Origin of the sequence: Pseudomonas sp. PvP089, assembly GCF_017875165.1 — a bacterium.
Classification (GTDB): Bacteria; Pseudomonadota; Gammaproteobacteria; order Pseudomonadales; family Pseudomonadaceae; genus Aquipseudomonas; species Aquipseudomonas fortuita.
Genome location: NZ_JAGGME010000001.1, coordinates 1,710,783 through 1,726,702 on the forward strand (window position 1 = coordinate 1,710,783; position 15,920 = coordinate 1,726,702).

12 protein-coding genes and 1 pseudogene are annotated in these 15,920 nt (G+C 53.3%); 7 read left to right on the plus strand and 6 right to left on the minus strand.

The features are described from left to right. Nucleotides 1-41 precede the first annotated feature (41 nt). The 4 genes from J3A71_RS07900 to J3A71_RS07915 all read left to right on the plus strand — a co-directional run bounded on the left by J3A71_RS07900 (nucleotide 42) and on the right by J3A71_RS07915 (nucleotide 3,105). Entirely contained in the window at nucleotides 42-356 is a 315-nt protein-coding gene (locus J3A71_RS07900; protein WP_024717905.1) for a hypothetical protein, read from the plus strand. Nucleotides 357-463: 107 nt separating this feature from the next. Further along, complete coding sequence (locus J3A71_RS07905) at nucleotides 464-1,063, plus strand: FMN-dependent NADH-azoreductase (RefSeq protein WP_016488549.1); 600 nt, start codon at nucleotides 464-466, stop codon at nucleotides 1,061-1,063. A gap of 229 nt (nucleotides 1,064-1,292) precedes the next feature. Next, nucleotides 1,293-2,168 (plus strand): carboxylate/amino acid/amine transporter, encoded by an 876-nt coding sequence (locus J3A71_RS07910; protein ID WP_016488548.1) that lies wholly within the window; start codon nucleotides 1,293-1,295, stop codon nucleotides 2,166-2,168. A gap of 1 nt (nucleotide 2,169) precedes the next feature. Continuing rightward, entirely contained in the window at nucleotides 2,170-3,105 is a 936-nt protein-coding gene (locus tag J3A71_RS07915; RefSeq protein WP_023047769.1) for an AEC family transporter, read from the plus strand. Nucleotides 3,106-3,213: 108 nt separating this feature from the next. On the opposite strand, the pseudogene J3A71_RS07920 reads toward J3A71_RS07915, so the two are convergent. Further along, a pseudogene (locus J3A71_RS07920) lies at nucleotides 3,214-3,753 on the minus strand (mechanosensitive ion channel family protein); the annotation flags it as partial. A 153-nt stretch (nucleotides 3,754-3,906) separates the two neighbouring features. On the opposite strand from J3A71_RS07920, the gene gmtY reads away from it, so the two are divergent. From gmtY to gmtX, 3 genes are all read left to right on the plus strand, one after another. Next, nucleotides 3,907-5,271: a gamma-mobile-trio recombinase GmtY gene (gene gmtY, locus J3A71_RS07925; protein ID WP_245353425.1), complete on the plus strand. Its 1,365-nt coding sequence runs from the start codon at nucleotides 3,907-3,909 to the stop codon at nucleotides 5,269-5,271. 1,059 nt (nucleotides 5,272-6,330) lie between these two features. After that, nucleotides 6,331-10,632, plus strand: coding sequence for a VPA1269 family protein (locus J3A71_RS07930; RefSeq protein WP_172455967.1), 4,302 nt, complete (start codon nucleotides 6,331-6,333; stop codon nucleotides 10,630-10,632). Nucleotides 10,633-10,651: 19 nt separating this feature from the next. Next, on the plus strand, nucleotides 10,652-11,275 hold the full coding sequence (gene gmtX / locus J3A71_RS07935) for a gamma-mobile-trio protein GmtX (protein ID WP_256215676.1): 624 nt from the start codon (nucleotides 10,652-10,654) through the stop codon (nucleotides 11,273-11,275). A 149-nt stretch (nucleotides 11,276-11,424) separates the two neighbouring features. On the opposite strand, the gene J3A71_RS07940 is transcribed toward gmtX, so the two are convergent. The 5 genes from J3A71_RS07940 to J3A71_RS07960 all read right to left on the minus strand — a co-directional run bounded on the left by J3A71_RS07940 (nucleotide 11,425) and on the right by J3A71_RS07960 (nucleotide 15,742). Beyond that, nucleotides 11,425-12,372, minus strand: coding sequence for an HNH endonuclease (locus J3A71_RS07940; protein ID WP_082422826.1), 948 nt, complete (start codon nucleotides 12,370-12,372; stop codon nucleotides 11,425-11,427). Between the two features lie 172 nt (nucleotides 12,373-12,544). Further along, entirely contained in the window at nucleotides 12,545-13,249 is a 705-nt protein-coding gene (locus tag J3A71_RS07945) for a hypothetical protein (RefSeq protein ID WP_146024568.1), read from the minus strand. A 190-nt stretch (nucleotides 13,250-13,439) separates the two neighbouring features. Next, the gene (locus J3A71_RS07950) at nucleotides 13,440-14,723 is read right to left on the minus strand and encodes a nucleotidyltransferase (RefSeq protein ID WP_054901955.1); all 1,284 of its coding nucleotides are present in this window, start codon (nucleotides 14,721-14,723) and stop codon (nucleotides 13,440-13,442) included. Beyond that, a complete protein-coding gene (locus J3A71_RS07955; RefSeq protein ID WP_054901954.1) occupies nucleotides 14,716-15,336 on the minus strand; it encodes an SLATT domain-containing protein in 621 nt (206 codons plus the stop codon). The genes J3A71_RS07950 and J3A71_RS07955 overlap by 8 nt, the downstream gene beginning before the upstream one ends. A gap of 127 nt (nucleotides 15,337-15,463) precedes the next feature. Then, nucleotides 15,464-15,742 carry a DUF3892 domain-containing protein gene (locus J3A71_RS07960; protein WP_054901953.1) on the minus strand — a complete coding sequence of 93 codons (279 nt, stop codon included), beginning with the start codon at nucleotides 15,740-15,742 and terminating at the stop codon, nucleotides 15,464-15,466. Nucleotides 15,743-15,920: the final 178 nt, after the last annotated feature.

A 15,920-nucleotide genomic window follows, 5' to 3' on the forward strand; every position in this document is an offset into this window, starting at 1 on the left:
TCCTGTTGTCCTAAGCTGCGCTCTTTCAAGGAGAGCGGCCCATGAAGAAATGTTGTGCGGCAATACTGATGTGCCTGCCCCTCGGGGCCATGGCCTATCCCATCGATGTGGAAAAGGAACTGACCGGGGTCAAGCTGGACTACACCGCCTATGACACGGCCTACGACATCGGCGCCATTACCCTCAACAACTATGGGCAAGTGCCGGCGGCGTGCAAGGTGACCTTCCGCAATGGCCCGGAGGCACCGCGGGTACGCCGGGTGAACGTGCCGGCCGGTAAAAGCGTGGATGTCACTGCCAAATTCAACAGGCAGATCATCAAACTACGGATCGCCGTGAACTGCAGCCCGGAATAAACTGATTAATCGATTGATTGAACCCACTTTTTACGCTTTTTTATCGATAGGTCAAGCCTTAATCTCACCTCCATCGAATCGTACCCTTTTCGCCGATGGAGGCACCCATGTCCCGCGTACTGATCATCGAAAGCAGCGCCCGCCAGCAGGATTCCGTTTCTCGTCAGCTGACCCGTGATTTCATCCAGCAATGGCAGGCCGCTCACCCGGCTGATCAGATTACTGTGCGTGACCTGGCCGTGAACCCGGTGCCGCACCTGGACGCCAACCTGCTGGGTGGGTGGATGAAGCCGGAAGAACAGCGCAGCGCCGCCGAACTTGAGGCCCTGGCCCGTTCCAATGAATTGACTGATGAATTGCTGGCCGCCGACGTGCTGGTGATGGCTGCGCCCATGTACAACTTCACCATCCCCAGCACCCTCAAGGCCTGGCTGGACCACGTGTTGCGTGCCGGCATCACCTTCAAGTACACCCCCACCGGCCCGCAGGGCCTGCTGACCGGCAAGCGCGCCGTGGTCCTGACTGCCCGTGGCGGTATCCATGCGGGCGCCACCAGCGACCATCAGGAACCGTACCTGCGCCAGGTGATGGCGTTCATCGGCATTCATGATGTCGACTTTATCCATGCCGAAGGCCTGAACATGAGTGGCGAATTCCACGAGAAAGGCGTCAACCAGGCCAAGGCCAGGCTGGCGGCAGTGGCCTGAGGTTTACTGAATTCCCAACCCTGACACCTGTTTTTGCTCCTTTGGGTGTACTGCCCGGCCAATGGCCGGGCTTTTTTTGTGACTCTACTGAGCTTTGTAGTGCTCGCGATGCGCCGCGCGGGCGGCGCTCGATTTATGCCCTAACAAAAAAACCATGACAGGCACCTGAATGGTTGAACTCATTCGGCGCAACCCGCTAAGGTCGCGGCCTTGATTACGAGAGGCAACCATGGGCTACCTGATAATCGTCGCGCTGATCCAGGCGTTTTCCTTCAGCCTGATCGGCGAGTACCTGGCCGGGCACGTCGACAGCTACTTCGCCGTGCTCGCACGGGTGCTGCTGGCCGGCCTGGTGTTCCTGCCGCTGACCCGCTGGCGCCAGGTCGAACCGCGCTTCATGCGCTCGATGCTGCTGATCGGCGCACTGCAGTACGGCATCACCTACGTCTGCCTGTACCTGAGCTTCCGCGTACTCACGGTGCCGGAGGTGCTGCTTTTCACCATCCTCACGCCGTTGCACGTGACGCTGATCGAAGACGCCATGAACCGGCGTTTCAACCCATGGGCACTGCTGGCGGCGCTGGTGGCGGTAGCCGGTGCCGCGGTGATCCGCTTCGACAGCATCAGCGGCGAGTTTTTCATCGGGTTCCTGCTGCTGCAACTGGCCAACTTCACCTATGCCGCCGGCCAGGTGCTGTACCGCCACCTGGTCGCGCGCAACCCCAGTGACCTGCCGCACTACGCGCGTTTTGGCTACTTCTACCTGGGCGCCTTGCTGGTGGTGCTGCCGGCCTTCCTGCTGTTCGGCAATGCCCAGCACCTGCCGAGTACCGATGTGCAATGGCTGGTGCTGTTGTTCCTGGGCCTGTGCCCGACGGCGCTGGGCCTGTACTGGTGGAACAAGGGCGCTTGCATGGTTTCTGGCGGCACGCTGGCGGTCATGAACAACCTGCATGTGCCGGTGGGGTTGCTGCTGAACTTGCTGATCTGGAACCAGCACGAGCCGCTGGGGCGGCTGTTCATCGGCGGTGCGATCATCCTGGCGTCCGTGTGGCTGAGCCGGTTGGGCGCACGCGCGCAGGCACCGCTGGCCGGCAAGGCCTGACATGCACACCATCTTCGTGATTGTTGCGCCGATCTTCGCCCTGATCCTCGTCGGCTATCTGTGCCGCAAGACCAACAAGCTGGGTGACAAGGCCGCCGCCGAAATCAACAAGATGGTGGTGTGGCTGTGCCTGCCGGCGTTGCTGTTCAAGGTGACGGCCACTGCCACCTGGAGCGAGATCTGGCATCCGGGGTTCATCGCGGCCTTTGGCACGGGCGCCCTGGCCATGTTCGTGGCCACGCTGTTGTGGCGCCTGAACAGCGGCCATGGCCTGGTGGCGTCGAGCATCGACGGGCTGAGTGCGGGGTATGCCAACACCGGTTACATAGGCATCCCGTTGTGCCTGCTGCTGTTCGGCCAGGCGGGCTTGCAGCCGGCGCTGATTTCATCGTTGATCGTGGTGTGCCTGGTGTTCGCCATTTCGCTGACGCTGATCGAGGTCGGGCTACAAGCGGAGCGGCATATCGGTCGCGCCGTGGTGGTCGTTGGCAAGGCATTGGCGAAGAACCCGCTGGTGATTTCGCCGCTGGCGGGGGCTGGCTGGGCCATGAGCGGGTTGGGGCTGGCCGAGCCGGTGCTGCATTTTCTGGACATGCTGGCGTTGGCCACCACGCCGTGCGCGTTGGTATCGCTGGGTGCATTCCTGGCAGAAAAGCGCGCGGGTGCGCAAGCCAGCCCGTGGCCATTGGTGGGCTTGAAGCTGGTGGGGCAGCCGGCGCTGACCTGGGTGCTGGCATACAAGGTATTCAGCCTGCCGAGCATGTGGGCGGCTTCGGCGGTGCTGCTGGCAGCGCTGCCGACCGGCACGGGGCCGTTCATGCTGGCGGAGTATTACAACCGCGAGGCGGGGCTGATTTCGCGGACGATCCTGTTGTCGACCGTGGCGTCGCTGGTGACCTTGACCGGGCTGTTGTACCTGCTAGGTTATGCGGGGTAGCTACTGGCCCATTCGCGGGTGAACCCGCTCCCACAGAATCAGCATTTACGCGGTCATTGTAGGAGCGGCCTTGTGTCGCGAAAGGGCTGCAAAGCAGCCCCGGCAATCTCAAGCCTCGCTCATCTCTTCCAGCCGACGCGACACAGGCTCTTGCGCCGCACGCCCACTCAATCCCACGCGCATGTCATTGCCACTGGGCTGCTGATACAGGCTCAAGCCAAACTCCGGCAACACCGCCAGCAGATAGTCGAAGATATCCCCCTGAATTCGCTCATAGTCCGCCCACACCGTGGTGGTGGTGAAGCAGTAGATCTCCAGCGGCACGCCTTCGGCCGTGGTCTGCATCTGCCGCACCATGCAGGTCATGTTCGGGTGCACGTTGGGGTGGTTTTTCAGGTAGGCCAGGGCAAAGGCGCGGAAGGTGCCGATGTTGGTCAGCTTGCGGCGGTTAGCCGCCAGCTCGGCGACAGGCCCCAGGGCCTCGTTCCAGTTCTGTAGCTCCTGGCGCTTGCCGGCCAGGTAGTCGCCCAGCAACTGCACCTGGCTCAGGCGCTGCTCCTCTTCGCGGGTGAGGAAACGCACCCCGGCCGCATCGATGAACAGGCTGCGCTTGATGCGCCGGCCACCGGACTGCTGCATGCCGCGGTATTATAACCGATGACCAAAAACATACTATCAACGCAAAACTACTCCCTGATACCCCCAAAAATCCCCCCTCCAATCAGCCTTCCCTGACCCGCTCACCTAAGCTAAAATTAGATATGTCCGCATACTATATACTATATAACAGGTGCGATTCTGATGGCCTACGTCCTGAAAATCAACACGCTTTACCAGAATGACAAGACTGGCCGTGAGGTCATGCTCCCCGCCCTGATCACTCAAGATGGCATCCTGATCTCTTTGCTGCGATTCCTTTCCCAAGCCAAAAAGAGTGCGTCTTGGATGGAGCGGTGCGTCTACGCGGTGCAGCATCTCATCCAGTTCATCAATGCCAACGAGGGCAAGTTCACGAAGGTGACAGAGCTTCTCCAGGCGTTCGTCAATGCTTTGGAGTTGGGCACCATTGACGTTGAGACCTCGACAGATCCCACGGGTTTGTACTGGGTACCGAGGAAGGTGAAGGACTCATCGTTCCTGTTGTATCTCATTACTGTCTACAGCGATTGGCTAGCCGAACAGGACGGTCATAGTGGCGCCCGGGCAAACCCGTTCCGCAAGGCAACCCGGGTTGAGGAGCGAATAAATTGGTGCGCTTACCACCATAAAGAACAGAACATATTCCTGCGCCATTTGATCAAGGATCGCAGTAAGGCAAGTAATGCACACTTTGTTCGTCAGGTTCGTGCTGGCAATGCACCGTCGGCTAATAGAAAAATAACAAAACGATTTCCGGAAAGCGAAATAGATAATCTGTTGGTTAATGGTTGGGTTCGAACTTGTAATGATCCTGGCGCAACAGAGCATGATTTCATTGACTACAAAGGGCGTGCTATCACTATATTGATGCATTACGGTGGCTTGCGTAAGTCTGAACCTTTCCATTGGTATTTGGGGGATTTAGTACTTGACAAGAAAAAGGGAGAGGGCATTGTTCGTATATGGCATCCATCGAATGGGCGATCCCCGGAAAAGGGCTACCGTAATCGTAGAGACTACCTGCAGCGGCGTTATCGTCTTCTTCCGAGAACAGATTATGTGGTTCAAAGAGCTCTCTATGCAGGTTGGAAAGCGCCTAAGCTTATCGATGGTGATGATGGTTATATTGAGATTTACTTCTCCCCGGTCGAAAAGGCGAAGGAGTTTTATGCGAACTACATGAACTATCTGAAATACCAACGGGTCGACCCACCGCCTGAGTTCGATCACCCGTATGCATTTACCAATAGCTCTGGGCATCCTGAAACGATCAAAAATTTCAGCCAGCAACATCGAGCTGCTGTCGAGCGTATCGGCCTTCCTCATAAGAAGGCATTCGGCACTACTGAGCATGGGCACCGCCACGCCTATGGCTTCAGGCTCGCTGCGTACGGTTTCTCCGGCGTGTTCATATCCAAAGCTATGCACCATAAAAATCTGAATTCGCACCTCGTGTACATCGAGCCAAGCAGTGAGGACATCCGGGATGAGATGGAGCGGGTAGAAGGAAAGCAAGTTGAGGTCTGATTCCTGTACATACGGGCCTTACAGAGACCATCGTATCGATCTTCCCGACCTGTTCGATACCGACCCTGTAAAGGCCTGATATGGGGGGCTGATAGAAGCGTGGATCGACTCCCCCCTCTCGCCCTATGGTTCAAGCGATCATCGCTGCAGGCCGCGCTTCCCCAGTCATTGTCGACCTGGGCAGTGCGGGCACGCTAAGCGCTCCTCGGCAGTGATTGCCTCACATGGCCTGCTTCTCAAGTCTTTCCATATAGCCCTACCTAGGCTTCGTACGAAAAGTGCCTGTGGCGATCATGCTGCATTGAAAACAGCCTCGGAATGCTCATTCAACCCGTAACCTTCGCTTCCTCTGCAGTTTTCGCCTCGCCTGACGCTCGTCTCAAGACCTTTGAAGCTGAAGCCTAGCTAACACCCCCTTAGCGCAAGCGCTTCCAGATGGCTCGGCATTGAAAAAAGATGCGACAAATTGTCGCATGACTGCTCAGAGAATCTCCTTCCTCTCCAATTCAGAATTGGAGCCGACTGGCTTCTCAATTTTAAAATGAGGTCGACCGTGCAGGTCTCGATGGTGGTCGAAAGCACGTCCTGTCAGGCGTTGTGCGCCGGCGCGACGCCCCCAGGGCGCGCGGTTTTTAATTCGAAATCATGCCTCAGCCAGCCCATTTAAAAATTGAAACTCCTCCCCTTCATGGAAACGACCAGGCTGAGAGCCCCAAGTTTTGCCATGTGCAGGGAAGTGGCTGCGCTTTGCCAAATAAAATTTTAAAATCATTTTTTAATTTTTCAGTCGTTTAGAAAATAATTAAATTCAATATACGGCTAATTCATTAGGCCGGCCTGGTGGCATCAGATCTACTGCTGAGGTCTCAATTCTAAAATTTGACAAGCGGTAGTTGGCCGGCCAGCTCTACGCATTTGAAGGCTTAGGGCCAGTCGTAAGTACTGCCTGCTAACTTTTGCGCTCTTGCAATGTGGTTTCAAAGATGGTTGCATCTATCCGGTGTTGACTTTCACTTGAGAAGTCAAATCAATTTATGGTTAATTCGTCGGGGTCTTTACGTGAATATTGAAGCAGGGCAAATCGAATTTTTGGGGTTCTATACTGACTATGAAGAGTGCCGTGCGGTGGTCTATCGCATGGGTATCTTGACAGCTAAGCAATATGAGTCTCGTCGTCATGCAGATCCGAGACTTCCCCCCGATCCATCTCTCATTTACAAAGAGTTCAAAGGTTGGAAATCTTTTTGCGAACAAAAGGAAAGATACAACACATTTGAAGAGTGTAAGGTGGCCGCTCGTGCCCTGAATATCACTACACAACGCGAATATTTGAGAAGACGGCGTGAAGACCCGAAACTTCCACAAAACCCTGAGCAGATCTTCAGCGAAGAGTTCCTAGGGTGGGAGGAGTTCCTGGGTATCGGTGGAGTGCCCTATGAAACATATGAAGAGGCATCAGCCGCTGCGGTGCGCCTTGGATGCACGAATAAAGCGTACTATCGCCAACGACGCAAGGAAGACCCTCGCCTAGTGGCAAGTCCAATGGCGCATTACTCCCAACATTGGAAGGGCTGGGATCACTTTCTCAAGCGTGGGGCTTATGCCGAAGTGAGGGTGCATGTCTCTGCTTTAGACGCAGTGACCGAATTCAATGACGTCCGTGCACCGATTGGAAAAGCTACCCGAACGCCAGTCCCACGGCTCAGACCAGGTCTGGTGGCAATCGAATTCATGAGTCTGAATGATGCAAAGAGGCTCATGAAAGAAAGAGGCGTAGTGCTGCAAAGAGAATATCGAGAGCTACTTGCTGAGTTCCCTAATCTCCCGCCTGACCCAATGACCCATTACGGCGATGCCTTTGTGAACTGGGACGTCTTCTTGGGTCGGCCAGAGATATATAAGACTTTCGAGGAATGCCAGAAAGCAGCGCAAGCGCTGGGGATTGTAGGTTGGCGAGATTATATGTTACGCCGGCACGAAGACCCACGGCTACCATCGGAGCCCCAGCAGTTTCCTGAATTTCTCACGTGGGAACATTTTTTGGGAAAGGCCGATATTCCCTATCCCACATATGAAGAGGCTTCGACGGCAGCTCGGAATTTGGGGATCACGAGTCGTGATATTTATACGCGCCGTCGAAAGGAAGATCCACGCTTGGTCGCTAGCCCGCAACGCCAATATCCCAATGAATGGAAAGGTTGGGGAGAGTTCTTGCAGGCGACTGTGAAGCGTAAACCAAAATCAGCTGCGCTTTTCGCACAATATTACGCAACCTATGAAGAGTTCGTTGTAGCGGCTAGGAAGCATGATTTTCGTAATCAAGCAGATTACAAAAAGCGATGCGTAATTGATCCTAAACTACCTAAAAACCCGGTATGCGTTTATGCAGATAAGTGGGTTGGTTGGGGGCTGGCATTAAAGGGGGAGGAGGGTTTCAAACCGCTTGATTGGAAGGTATGTAAAAAAATTGCGCTGGCATATAGGTTCACTGGCCCTACAGATTATGCAGAACGCTACAAGGTTGACCCTCGTCTGCCGGCCGATCCCGTCAAAAAATACCCTGGGTTTCCCGGATGGAAGGTATTTCTTTTGCCTGAAGAAATCGTCAGCCTAGATGATCTCAAGCATGCAGTGAAGGTGTTGAAGCTTAAAAGTCGCGATGAATACATTGAGGCTTGTAAAACTATTTCTATTCTACCAGGGGATCCCGAAGTTGTATTTGCGCTAGCGTGGGTCGATTGGTACGACCTACTGGGGAAAATCACCCCTTACAGCTACGACGAAGTCCAACAAATTTTTCAGGCGAGTGGATGTAAAACTTGGGATGACGTCTCAAAGCGGGTTCGCGAGTTGAATGATCCTCGGATCCCTAACGTTAACCATTTTCCCAAAATTTATAGCCAATGGTCGAACGTTTACGATTTTCTAGGAGGAGAACTCCCCTACACACTTGAGTATGTGACTAAAGCGACGGCTGGCTGGGTTGAGGACGTCAAGCGCTTTATTAAACACAAACAAAAAAAAGGAACTGTTGAATCCTCAATTTGTAGATTCCTTCGTCATTTCGTTGAGCCACATGGTCTGGGTAGCAATGTCATTGAGTTCATGCTGCTGGACAAGATTAATGTCCGTCAGTACGAAGAGTTTCTTTGCAGTATGCAAAGTCCAAATACGGCTCGCTTGGTTTGGAGCTATGTGCATGAATTTTTGGAGGATGCACTGCGCGTTCATTTCACTGAAGAGGACGAGGATACTGGGGATGTTTATCGAGTAGTGGGTGCTGCTAACCCCTTGGCAGCGGCGGAATTTGACGGGTATAAAAGCTCTCCTAGTGAAAGTGTTAAACCAGTACTTGCTTTCCATTTTGTAAATTCGATCCGTGACTGGATTGTACCAGAGGGCGCAAAGACGCTGGGAGATCTCAAGGCACTTCATGGCTTTGACAGTGATTATCATAAAGTGCCTGCGTCTGTAATCGACTTTGATGACCCTAATTGCGTGTGGCGCAAAACTGGCAATGATTATTACCTCTGGTATCCGGGGCATTGGATAGCGCTACTTGCTCTTGTTTCCGTGCCAGCCCGTGGTCGGCAGATCATGTACAACGACTCTGGGGAGGCGGATGAGTATATCGCTGAGCTTGTCGATGGGAAGTTGGTTTGGACGCTCAATACGAGACCCATGGCTACTCCAGGTGTCCAGCAGGCGTTTGTCACAAACACGGACGGTGGATGGGGAATGCATTTCACATCCAATAAGACCGATGCAAACGGTGAAGGGTATAGCGTCCCCTGGATTCCGGAGCAGTTGGCCTACTGGCTGGTTGTCTTAAGGCGTTGGCAGGAAAAGTACAACCCAGTAACGGCCCCTACAAAATGGACTGAGTGTCAGAGCCGATGCAATTTTTCGCATGCAGATTTGGCGAAAAAGGGACAGAACGTATTCCTATTCAGGGCTCTTAACGAAAATCAGCCACCCTTGTTCAACGATCATATGAAGAAGCGGCTCTGGGCCGCGCTTTATCACATTCAGCCTGACGATCTGGAGCTTGCTCAATACCGAGGGAATCCTGAGAATCCTCAGGAGCGTATTGTTCTGGGTCGATACAGTTCGAAATTTACGCCGCATAGCATGCGAGTGAGCCTGATCACCGCCTACATCATGGATGGTGGGATGGATCCAACGGTGTTGATGAAGGTTGTAGGCCACGCCTCGATAGTGATGACAATCTACTATGCGAAGCTCACGACTGCTCATGTCCGACACATTATGACGGAGGTTGAAAAGCGTGCCCAACTGAACGAGGCTCGTGATCTTCAAATCATGATCGAGCAACGTGAAGTGGAGAAGCTTCGTCCTTTGCTGGTTTCTAGTACCGCTGAAGCATTGGATATGTTGCTGTCGGAACGGGCTGGCACGCAGCTTGTGCGGGACTATGGAATTTGCCCCTATGCTGGTTCCCGCTGCCATGACGGCGGTGCAGCCCATAAAGGTAAATACTGGCTGCCTGTCGCAAGTGGTCATCTGGGTGAGCAGAATTGCCCACGCTGCAGGCATCTCGTCACTGGCCCAGTATTCCTCGGCGGGATGACAGCCTTGTGGAACGAACTGTCGTTGAACGTTCGGCTTCAATACGATCAGTATGCCGATTTGGAGCGCAGGATTGCGAAATACCGACAGCGGTTGGATGAGATTCGGTATGAGCGTTTTGATCAGATTGGGGTCAAGGACTTTGATGATACTGAGAAGAACCGCATAGGTGTGGCGATGCGTAAGCTTGCCTCCGAAGTCGAGACCGTCGCAAAAAAAATGGACATGTACCTGTGCGACATGCAGGCACTGACGAAGCTTATCGAAAAATCTCGTATCGTGCTGAACAGCCAAGCTGAGGCGGAAGGAGCCTCCGAGGGTCAGGGCCTCCAACTCATCGTCAGTGATAAAAGCGAGGTGCAGGTTGGGTTTGAGGAAACATCCTTGTTCCAACAGCTCCATGAGGTTTGTGTCAATGCCACTATTTACGATTCAGTATCGGCGGTCATGGCCACGCCTCGCCGCTCACAGATGATCGACCGCATGACCTTGAGCAACGGTATTCGACCAGTGATGTTTGAGCTCAGCGAGGATGAGCAACTGAAGCTAGGTAACCAGATCGTCGAGTTTTTCAAGCGCCGCTTGAGCAGCTCCGAACGTATAGATCAACTCATCAACGGTGACATCAAGCTGGAAGATCTGCATGGCTTGGAGGAGATCACCCACAGAGAGTACGCGGACTTGCTTTCATCTGAGCCATTGCTGGGATTGTCATACGCTGGGCCGACGGCTGTTCCAAGTGGGGCTTTCGATGTTGAAGTCCTGGTATGATCACAGGCATGCTTGACGAGTGGAAGAACTGTGGATTGAGATGATGTCACCCGAAGAAATGCTCGCACACTTGTGCAACAAATCGCCGAAGCAAAAGGACTACCTGCAGGCTGTATATGCGGTCTGCAAGGAGCACGCCGAATCGGGTAGCACTGACTTTTCTGTGGCCACGATCGCGCGCATTGGCGCCGAGCGTGGCGTTCCAAAAGCCCAGAGCATCAGGAATAAGACCGGCGAAAACTACCGCGCTTTGATTTCAACCTTCGCCACTTCCGATGAAGCGCGCAAGCGACCTCCCAGGCCGCGTAGATCCGACGCCTGGGCCGATGAGATCGAAGACGTCAAGCAGCGCCTGCTGACTCAGCAAGTCCTTGCGGAGCTTGCTCAAGCTCAGCGCACCATCAAAGAGTTTATCCCACCTGGTATGGTGATTCGTGTCGACGACCGAAAGCACACAGGTGCGCCGGAGTTCAAGCTGACGCCGTTTGAACGTGAGGCCCTGGAGCACTTGCTTTCGGATGAGTTTCTGCAGCGATGGCGGCTGCAGCGGGGCAAGCGCGGGGATGTCTTGGACGGTAAAGGTACCCCGTTGTTCATGCCAGGCACTCTCCAGGCGTTGGAGAAGGCTCTCAAGCATCTCTAGGCGATCGCCGATGCTCGGCCCTCATGTTCACCTAGGGTCGAGCTGTATCGTGGGGCTGAGAGCTTTCCGCTGCACCTACAGGTGTCCTCCATCGGTGGAGGAGGGATGATGTATTTGGCATCACCAGCTCTTCGATAAATCTTGTGTCCTCAAGCCTCATCATGCATCTGCAGGCTGTCTAAGGCCTGCAGGTCGCAGACCCCTTTGAGCTCAGTAAAATCAATGTAGATATCTTGTTCACCTTCAGCATACGAAGCGATGCGGTACTCTGGGAAGATGAATAGCATTCCATACGTGAGGATGGTGAAGAGGGAGAAGTTTTCTTCGGTCGGTTTTGTGCCCAAATTCAGCGAAAACTCTTCGTATCTACCCGTAGCGGCAAGACGGTTGCGAATGAAGTCTGCCAGTGTGGGTAACCGCTGCAGATCTCCCAGGAGGTACTCCAGAGTTACAGGGCGGAAGGGCGAAAGTGTGTAGTTAAGCACCCGGGTTTCGCGGGCCCCATGGGCGGCCCCGGGATGGTAGGTGTCGATTGCATACCGGATGCTTATGACCCGCTCATCACGTCGCACTATCTCATAGCTGCCCTTGAGACTTGCAGGCCAATTGCGGAGGTGTTCGGGGAGGCTCCCGGGATCTTTTTCCCATTCGGCTTGGCCAGACTGGAACTCTGCCAAAAGCTCAAGACCCCAGGCCTCAATGTTTCGAGACACAATGCGTTCAAGTGGATTTGGGAAATCCGGAAAATCGAACTGAAAACGGAAGCCTGGCGAAGATCGATTTATCTCTTTCAAGCGTCGTTTGATTTCAACGGCTTCTGCTTGAAAGGTGCCGTTATCATGACGCCCGAATTCCTTGGCCAGGTTTTCCTTGTAAATAAGCAGCGACTTCCGGTCGATGTCACCTTGGTGTGCCCGGCGGTGGCAGATAGGGCAGAGTGCGATCAGGTTGGAATATTCGTGCTTCTGGCAATCAGCCCAAGGAACAATGTGGTGGACGTCGAGCTCGGTTTGATTGCACCGAGGAATGGCGCAGCGGTGGCCAGCCTCCACCAGCACGGCTCGTCGGATGTCAGCAGGAATGTCTGGTCGGCTCAATGAATGATCTCCAAGCCTTGATACTTAACTGGTTAAGATTATGGGTGGCAGACGACAGGTTTGCGAGGTCAGAAGAGTGAGAGCGCGGCCCGCGGTGTGAAGGCCGGCCTGTTCTTTAGCCCACTTCCAGCTCCGAATAGGGAGGTAAGACAGGGTGTTTCCTTGTGGTGTGCTAATTTGATCGCTCATCTCCATACATCTCTGAAACTTTTTCAAGATTAGAGACGTAGATCTGTGATTTCAACCATAGTCCTGCCTTCACCATCGGATCATTCGATTCTTTGTATCCTTGAAATATATTATCAAAACCCCTTACCACCAAGTATACTCCAGCGGTTAATAAAACAACATATAAGTCAAAGTTCATGGAGCTAAACCAATTTTCTGCTCCGAAAGAGCGGTATGAGGCAATGCTTACCCCAGCCACTATTTCCGACAAACCGTAGGAGACGCGCCAAAATGTTCGGACTGCGAAAAATATCACTCCAACAATAAATGTTAATAGTCCGACAAGTAAAGAGGATTTATAGGTTTGGGCGATATGGCTGGACGCATACTCCCAGAGCTCAGTCAATGAAAAAATGCTACCCAAAATAATGCTAAAAAGTACTGTGCCAAATAAGATTGTTCCAGCTGCGGCCCGCACCCCCGATAGCAACCTTCGTCCCATGCTAAGTTTGGAGCCGGCAGCGATTGAGAGAAAAAATGAAAATATAGAAAAAATGAGTGATATAGTCAGCGGGAGTTTGAAGAACTGCCATCCGCGGACAGTGACAGCATAACCAAGGCACATGACTATCACTAAACTAAAAGCAACCCCCAAAGGCCCTTCTATTTTTAAGGCCCAATCCTTGCCTTTAGAAGTTATCAGGCTCACATCTCCCCCCATGAACAATTTCCCCTACAAATTATTGATTTATGTCAAGTGTAAGTTGGATTCGCCATGCGCACCTCTCGCACGCTACCACCCAGACTGCAAAGTTTGATGCCTCAGGATTTATTGTCAATCTGTAGATTAGGGTAAAAATTTGGCAGGTTTGTGTGGGACTCTACACCCCCTGCAGCAGTCAGATCGGGACGACGATCCGGCTTCGAGCCACGCATACGTTCTCTTTGACGGCATAGCACTCCACGTAGTGGTCGCCCTGGAAGGTAGAGTGTTCAGTGATCTGTCGGTAACCGCTGTCGATGCGAATCTGGCCGCGGATCATGTCGCGCTCAATAGCCTGAGGCCCGACGTTCTTCACCTTCCAGTAAATTTTGTATGGTGGTGGAACATCGATCTCGGAGACCCAGAACGTCAATTCACGCTGCCTGGGAATACGATACGCGATGACGCGTGACATGAGGTTGCGCAGCCGGTCGCCCTCATTTTTGACCGAGCAATCGATGCGCAGGGTGTACTGGATGTCGAGACTGAATTTTTGACCGATGAACTGCTCGGCGTTTTTGACGCGGTTCTCTGCGATTGCCTGTTTCTTTTCCTGCTCGACATATTCTGGGAAGTGCTCGCCGAACACAGTGCTCCACCGCTCATGGGCAACCTCGGCATCATCCAGCGCCTCCTGTAAGCGTCTCAGGGCCTTCTTGGCCTTGGGATGAAAGTTGCCTGATTTGGTGACGATGGAGCCACTGCCGGGTGCACGCCATTGCTCCTTCTCTTCATCGATATCAACCAGGTAGGCGAAGAAGTCACGGGTCATTTCGCTGTAGGCGGCATAGGACTTGGTGTCGTAGTCCGTCGTCTCCTTGAGGAACTGGTAGCAAAGGGTATCGATCAGCATTCCCTTCAATGGCACACCATGGTCGTTTTTCCAAGCTCGCACCATTTTGCATAGACGCTTGAGATTATGATTTTTGTCCTGGTTCAGCGCGTTGATCTCATCGATTTCAGCGACTGGGTTACAGGTTTTCCAGCTGCCTCCGTCATTGGCATCGGGGTAGGTATAGCTGCCATCTTCATGCTCGAATGCCGGAAGCACCTCGACCACGTAGTCCGAGAAATTTATCGATACTACCTGCTGCTGGGCCCTCACCTCATGGTTCGGGAAGCGTTCTTTCAGAGCCAGGCGAATCTCACCGAGCAGTGACGATTGCTTGTTGTTCTCGTAGCGCTGAAAACGGTCGTACACCGACCACGGGAGCACGAAGGCCATGTCCAGATCGCTCACGCCATGGACTGCGGTATGTCGACCGTACGATCCGACCTGGCGGCAGTGAAGTGTCTCTGAGGTGCTGTCGTAGTATTTTTCGTTGAGCTTCTCGGTAATCTGCCGGTAGCTTTTGGAGATCTCGTCGGCATTTTTGACCGCCAGGTTTCTACGAAACTGCTCGAAAAGCTCTTTACTCATGGGTGCAGGCTTCCTTCAGCGAGAGGAGAAGTTCCGGATGCGTGGCAAGCCATGACCCGCCGGCAAGAGCGATCAGAACCACTACGATCAGGGCGTATACGGAAAACGGGATCTTGTCCCTGAAAAACCTAAATTCACGGTGCTCAGCGATCCAATCGATCTGGTGATCCCAAAAGAATTTTTTGTGTGCCAGCCAGCCCGAGAACAGGATGTGTTTCCTCAGGCAGGCCGCCCCGAAATCAGCGGTGATTCGATCCAGTTCGGCTTGATCGGTGGCGGTGAATTGCTGGCTAGATTTACATCGCGCAGACATTACTCTCAGCTGATCAAGCAACTGCGTCAGCTTGTTTCCCGCTTGGAAATATTGCTCTTTGGTGTCCGCGTAGTAGGTGATGTAAAGGCTGCAAATGCCGATCACCGTAATGAGCGCTGAGACATGTTTTGCCGCCAAGAAATCGATGTAGAGCGCTAGTACGCCGATTACCAAGGAGATCAGACCGATCCGCCCAGGGGCATTCTCCACAATGTCGTAGGTGGAGAAGTGAAGCTTGGCGGAGTAACCGACGTCGTAGGCCTTTTCGGCGATCAACTTCAGCGCAACCTGCTGATCCATGTAGCGTACCTGCAGTAAGTCTCATGAGATCGCCTGACTGCCGCAGATGAGCGGTAGGCCGGCGTGTCTGGCTTCTGAGCAGGCGAGAGAGCGGCGTCACCTCCTCGCCTTGAAAGCCGCGGAAGAATCAGATCTGTGGCAAGTTTCTGAGGTTGTCTTTAGCGGTGCGGTTGGGGTTAGCCCTCAGGTAGATGCTTTCATAGACTTCAACATCCGCACCGGTATGCCAGTCCTTGCCGTCGTGATAGCGCGATTTGAATGACACCCCGGTTTGGATGAGTTGAGCAACGAATTTGCGCGGCACTATGAAGTTTTCCTTAGAGACCGATTTTCGAACTCGAACGTATTCGATGTGCTCTTCGGTTTCGTCAAGCTTAATACCATTGATGAAATAAACGTCTGCCATGGGGGGCTCCGATGTAGGGGTGGGTTATCCAGATCTCGGGGCGCAAGTTGCCAATTCAAGGCATGTTTTGGATTTATTTTTTTGGCAAAAAGTTGACGTGAGTTAAGTCAATAAAATGTCATTTATGACATTCGTTTGAATGTGCAGGTTTGTCTTCATGAATCTAGTTGGGGGCTTT

What these genes read in the sequence shown, in the direction of transcription:
- J3A71_RS07900 (WP_024717905.1), top strand. Translation starts at nt 42, where the DNA reads ATGAAGAAATGTTGTGCGGCAATACTGATGTGCCTGCCCCTCGGGGCC.
- J3A71_RS07905 (WP_016488549.1), top strand. Translation starts at nt 464, where the DNA reads ATGTCCCGCGTACTGATCATCGAAAGCAGCGCCCGCCAGCAGGATTCC.
- J3A71_RS07910 (WP_016488548.1), top strand. Translation starts at nt 1,293, where the DNA reads ATGGGCTACCTGATAATCGTCGCGCTGATCCAGGCGTTTTCCTTCAGC.
- J3A71_RS07915 (WP_023047769.1), top strand. Translation starts at nt 2,170, where the DNA reads ATGCACACCATCTTCGTGATTGTTGCGCCGATCTTCGCCCTGATCCTC.
- gmtY (WP_245353425.1), top strand. Translation starts at nt 3,907, where the DNA reads ATGGCCTACGTCCTGAAAATCAACACGCTTTACCAGAATGACAAGACT.
- J3A71_RS07950 (WP_054901955.1), bottom strand. Translation starts at nt 14,723, where the DNA reads ATGAGTAAAGAGCTTTTCGAGCAGTTTCGTAGAAACCTGGCGGTCAAA.
- J3A71_RS07955 (WP_054901954.1), bottom strand. Translation starts at nt 15,336, where the DNA reads ATGGATCAGCAGGTTGCGCTGAAGTTGATCGCCGAAAAGGCCTACGAC.
- J3A71_RS07960 (WP_054901953.1), bottom strand. Translation starts at nt 15,742, where the DNA reads ATGGCAGACGTTTATTTCATCAATGGTATTAAGCTTGACGAAACCGAA.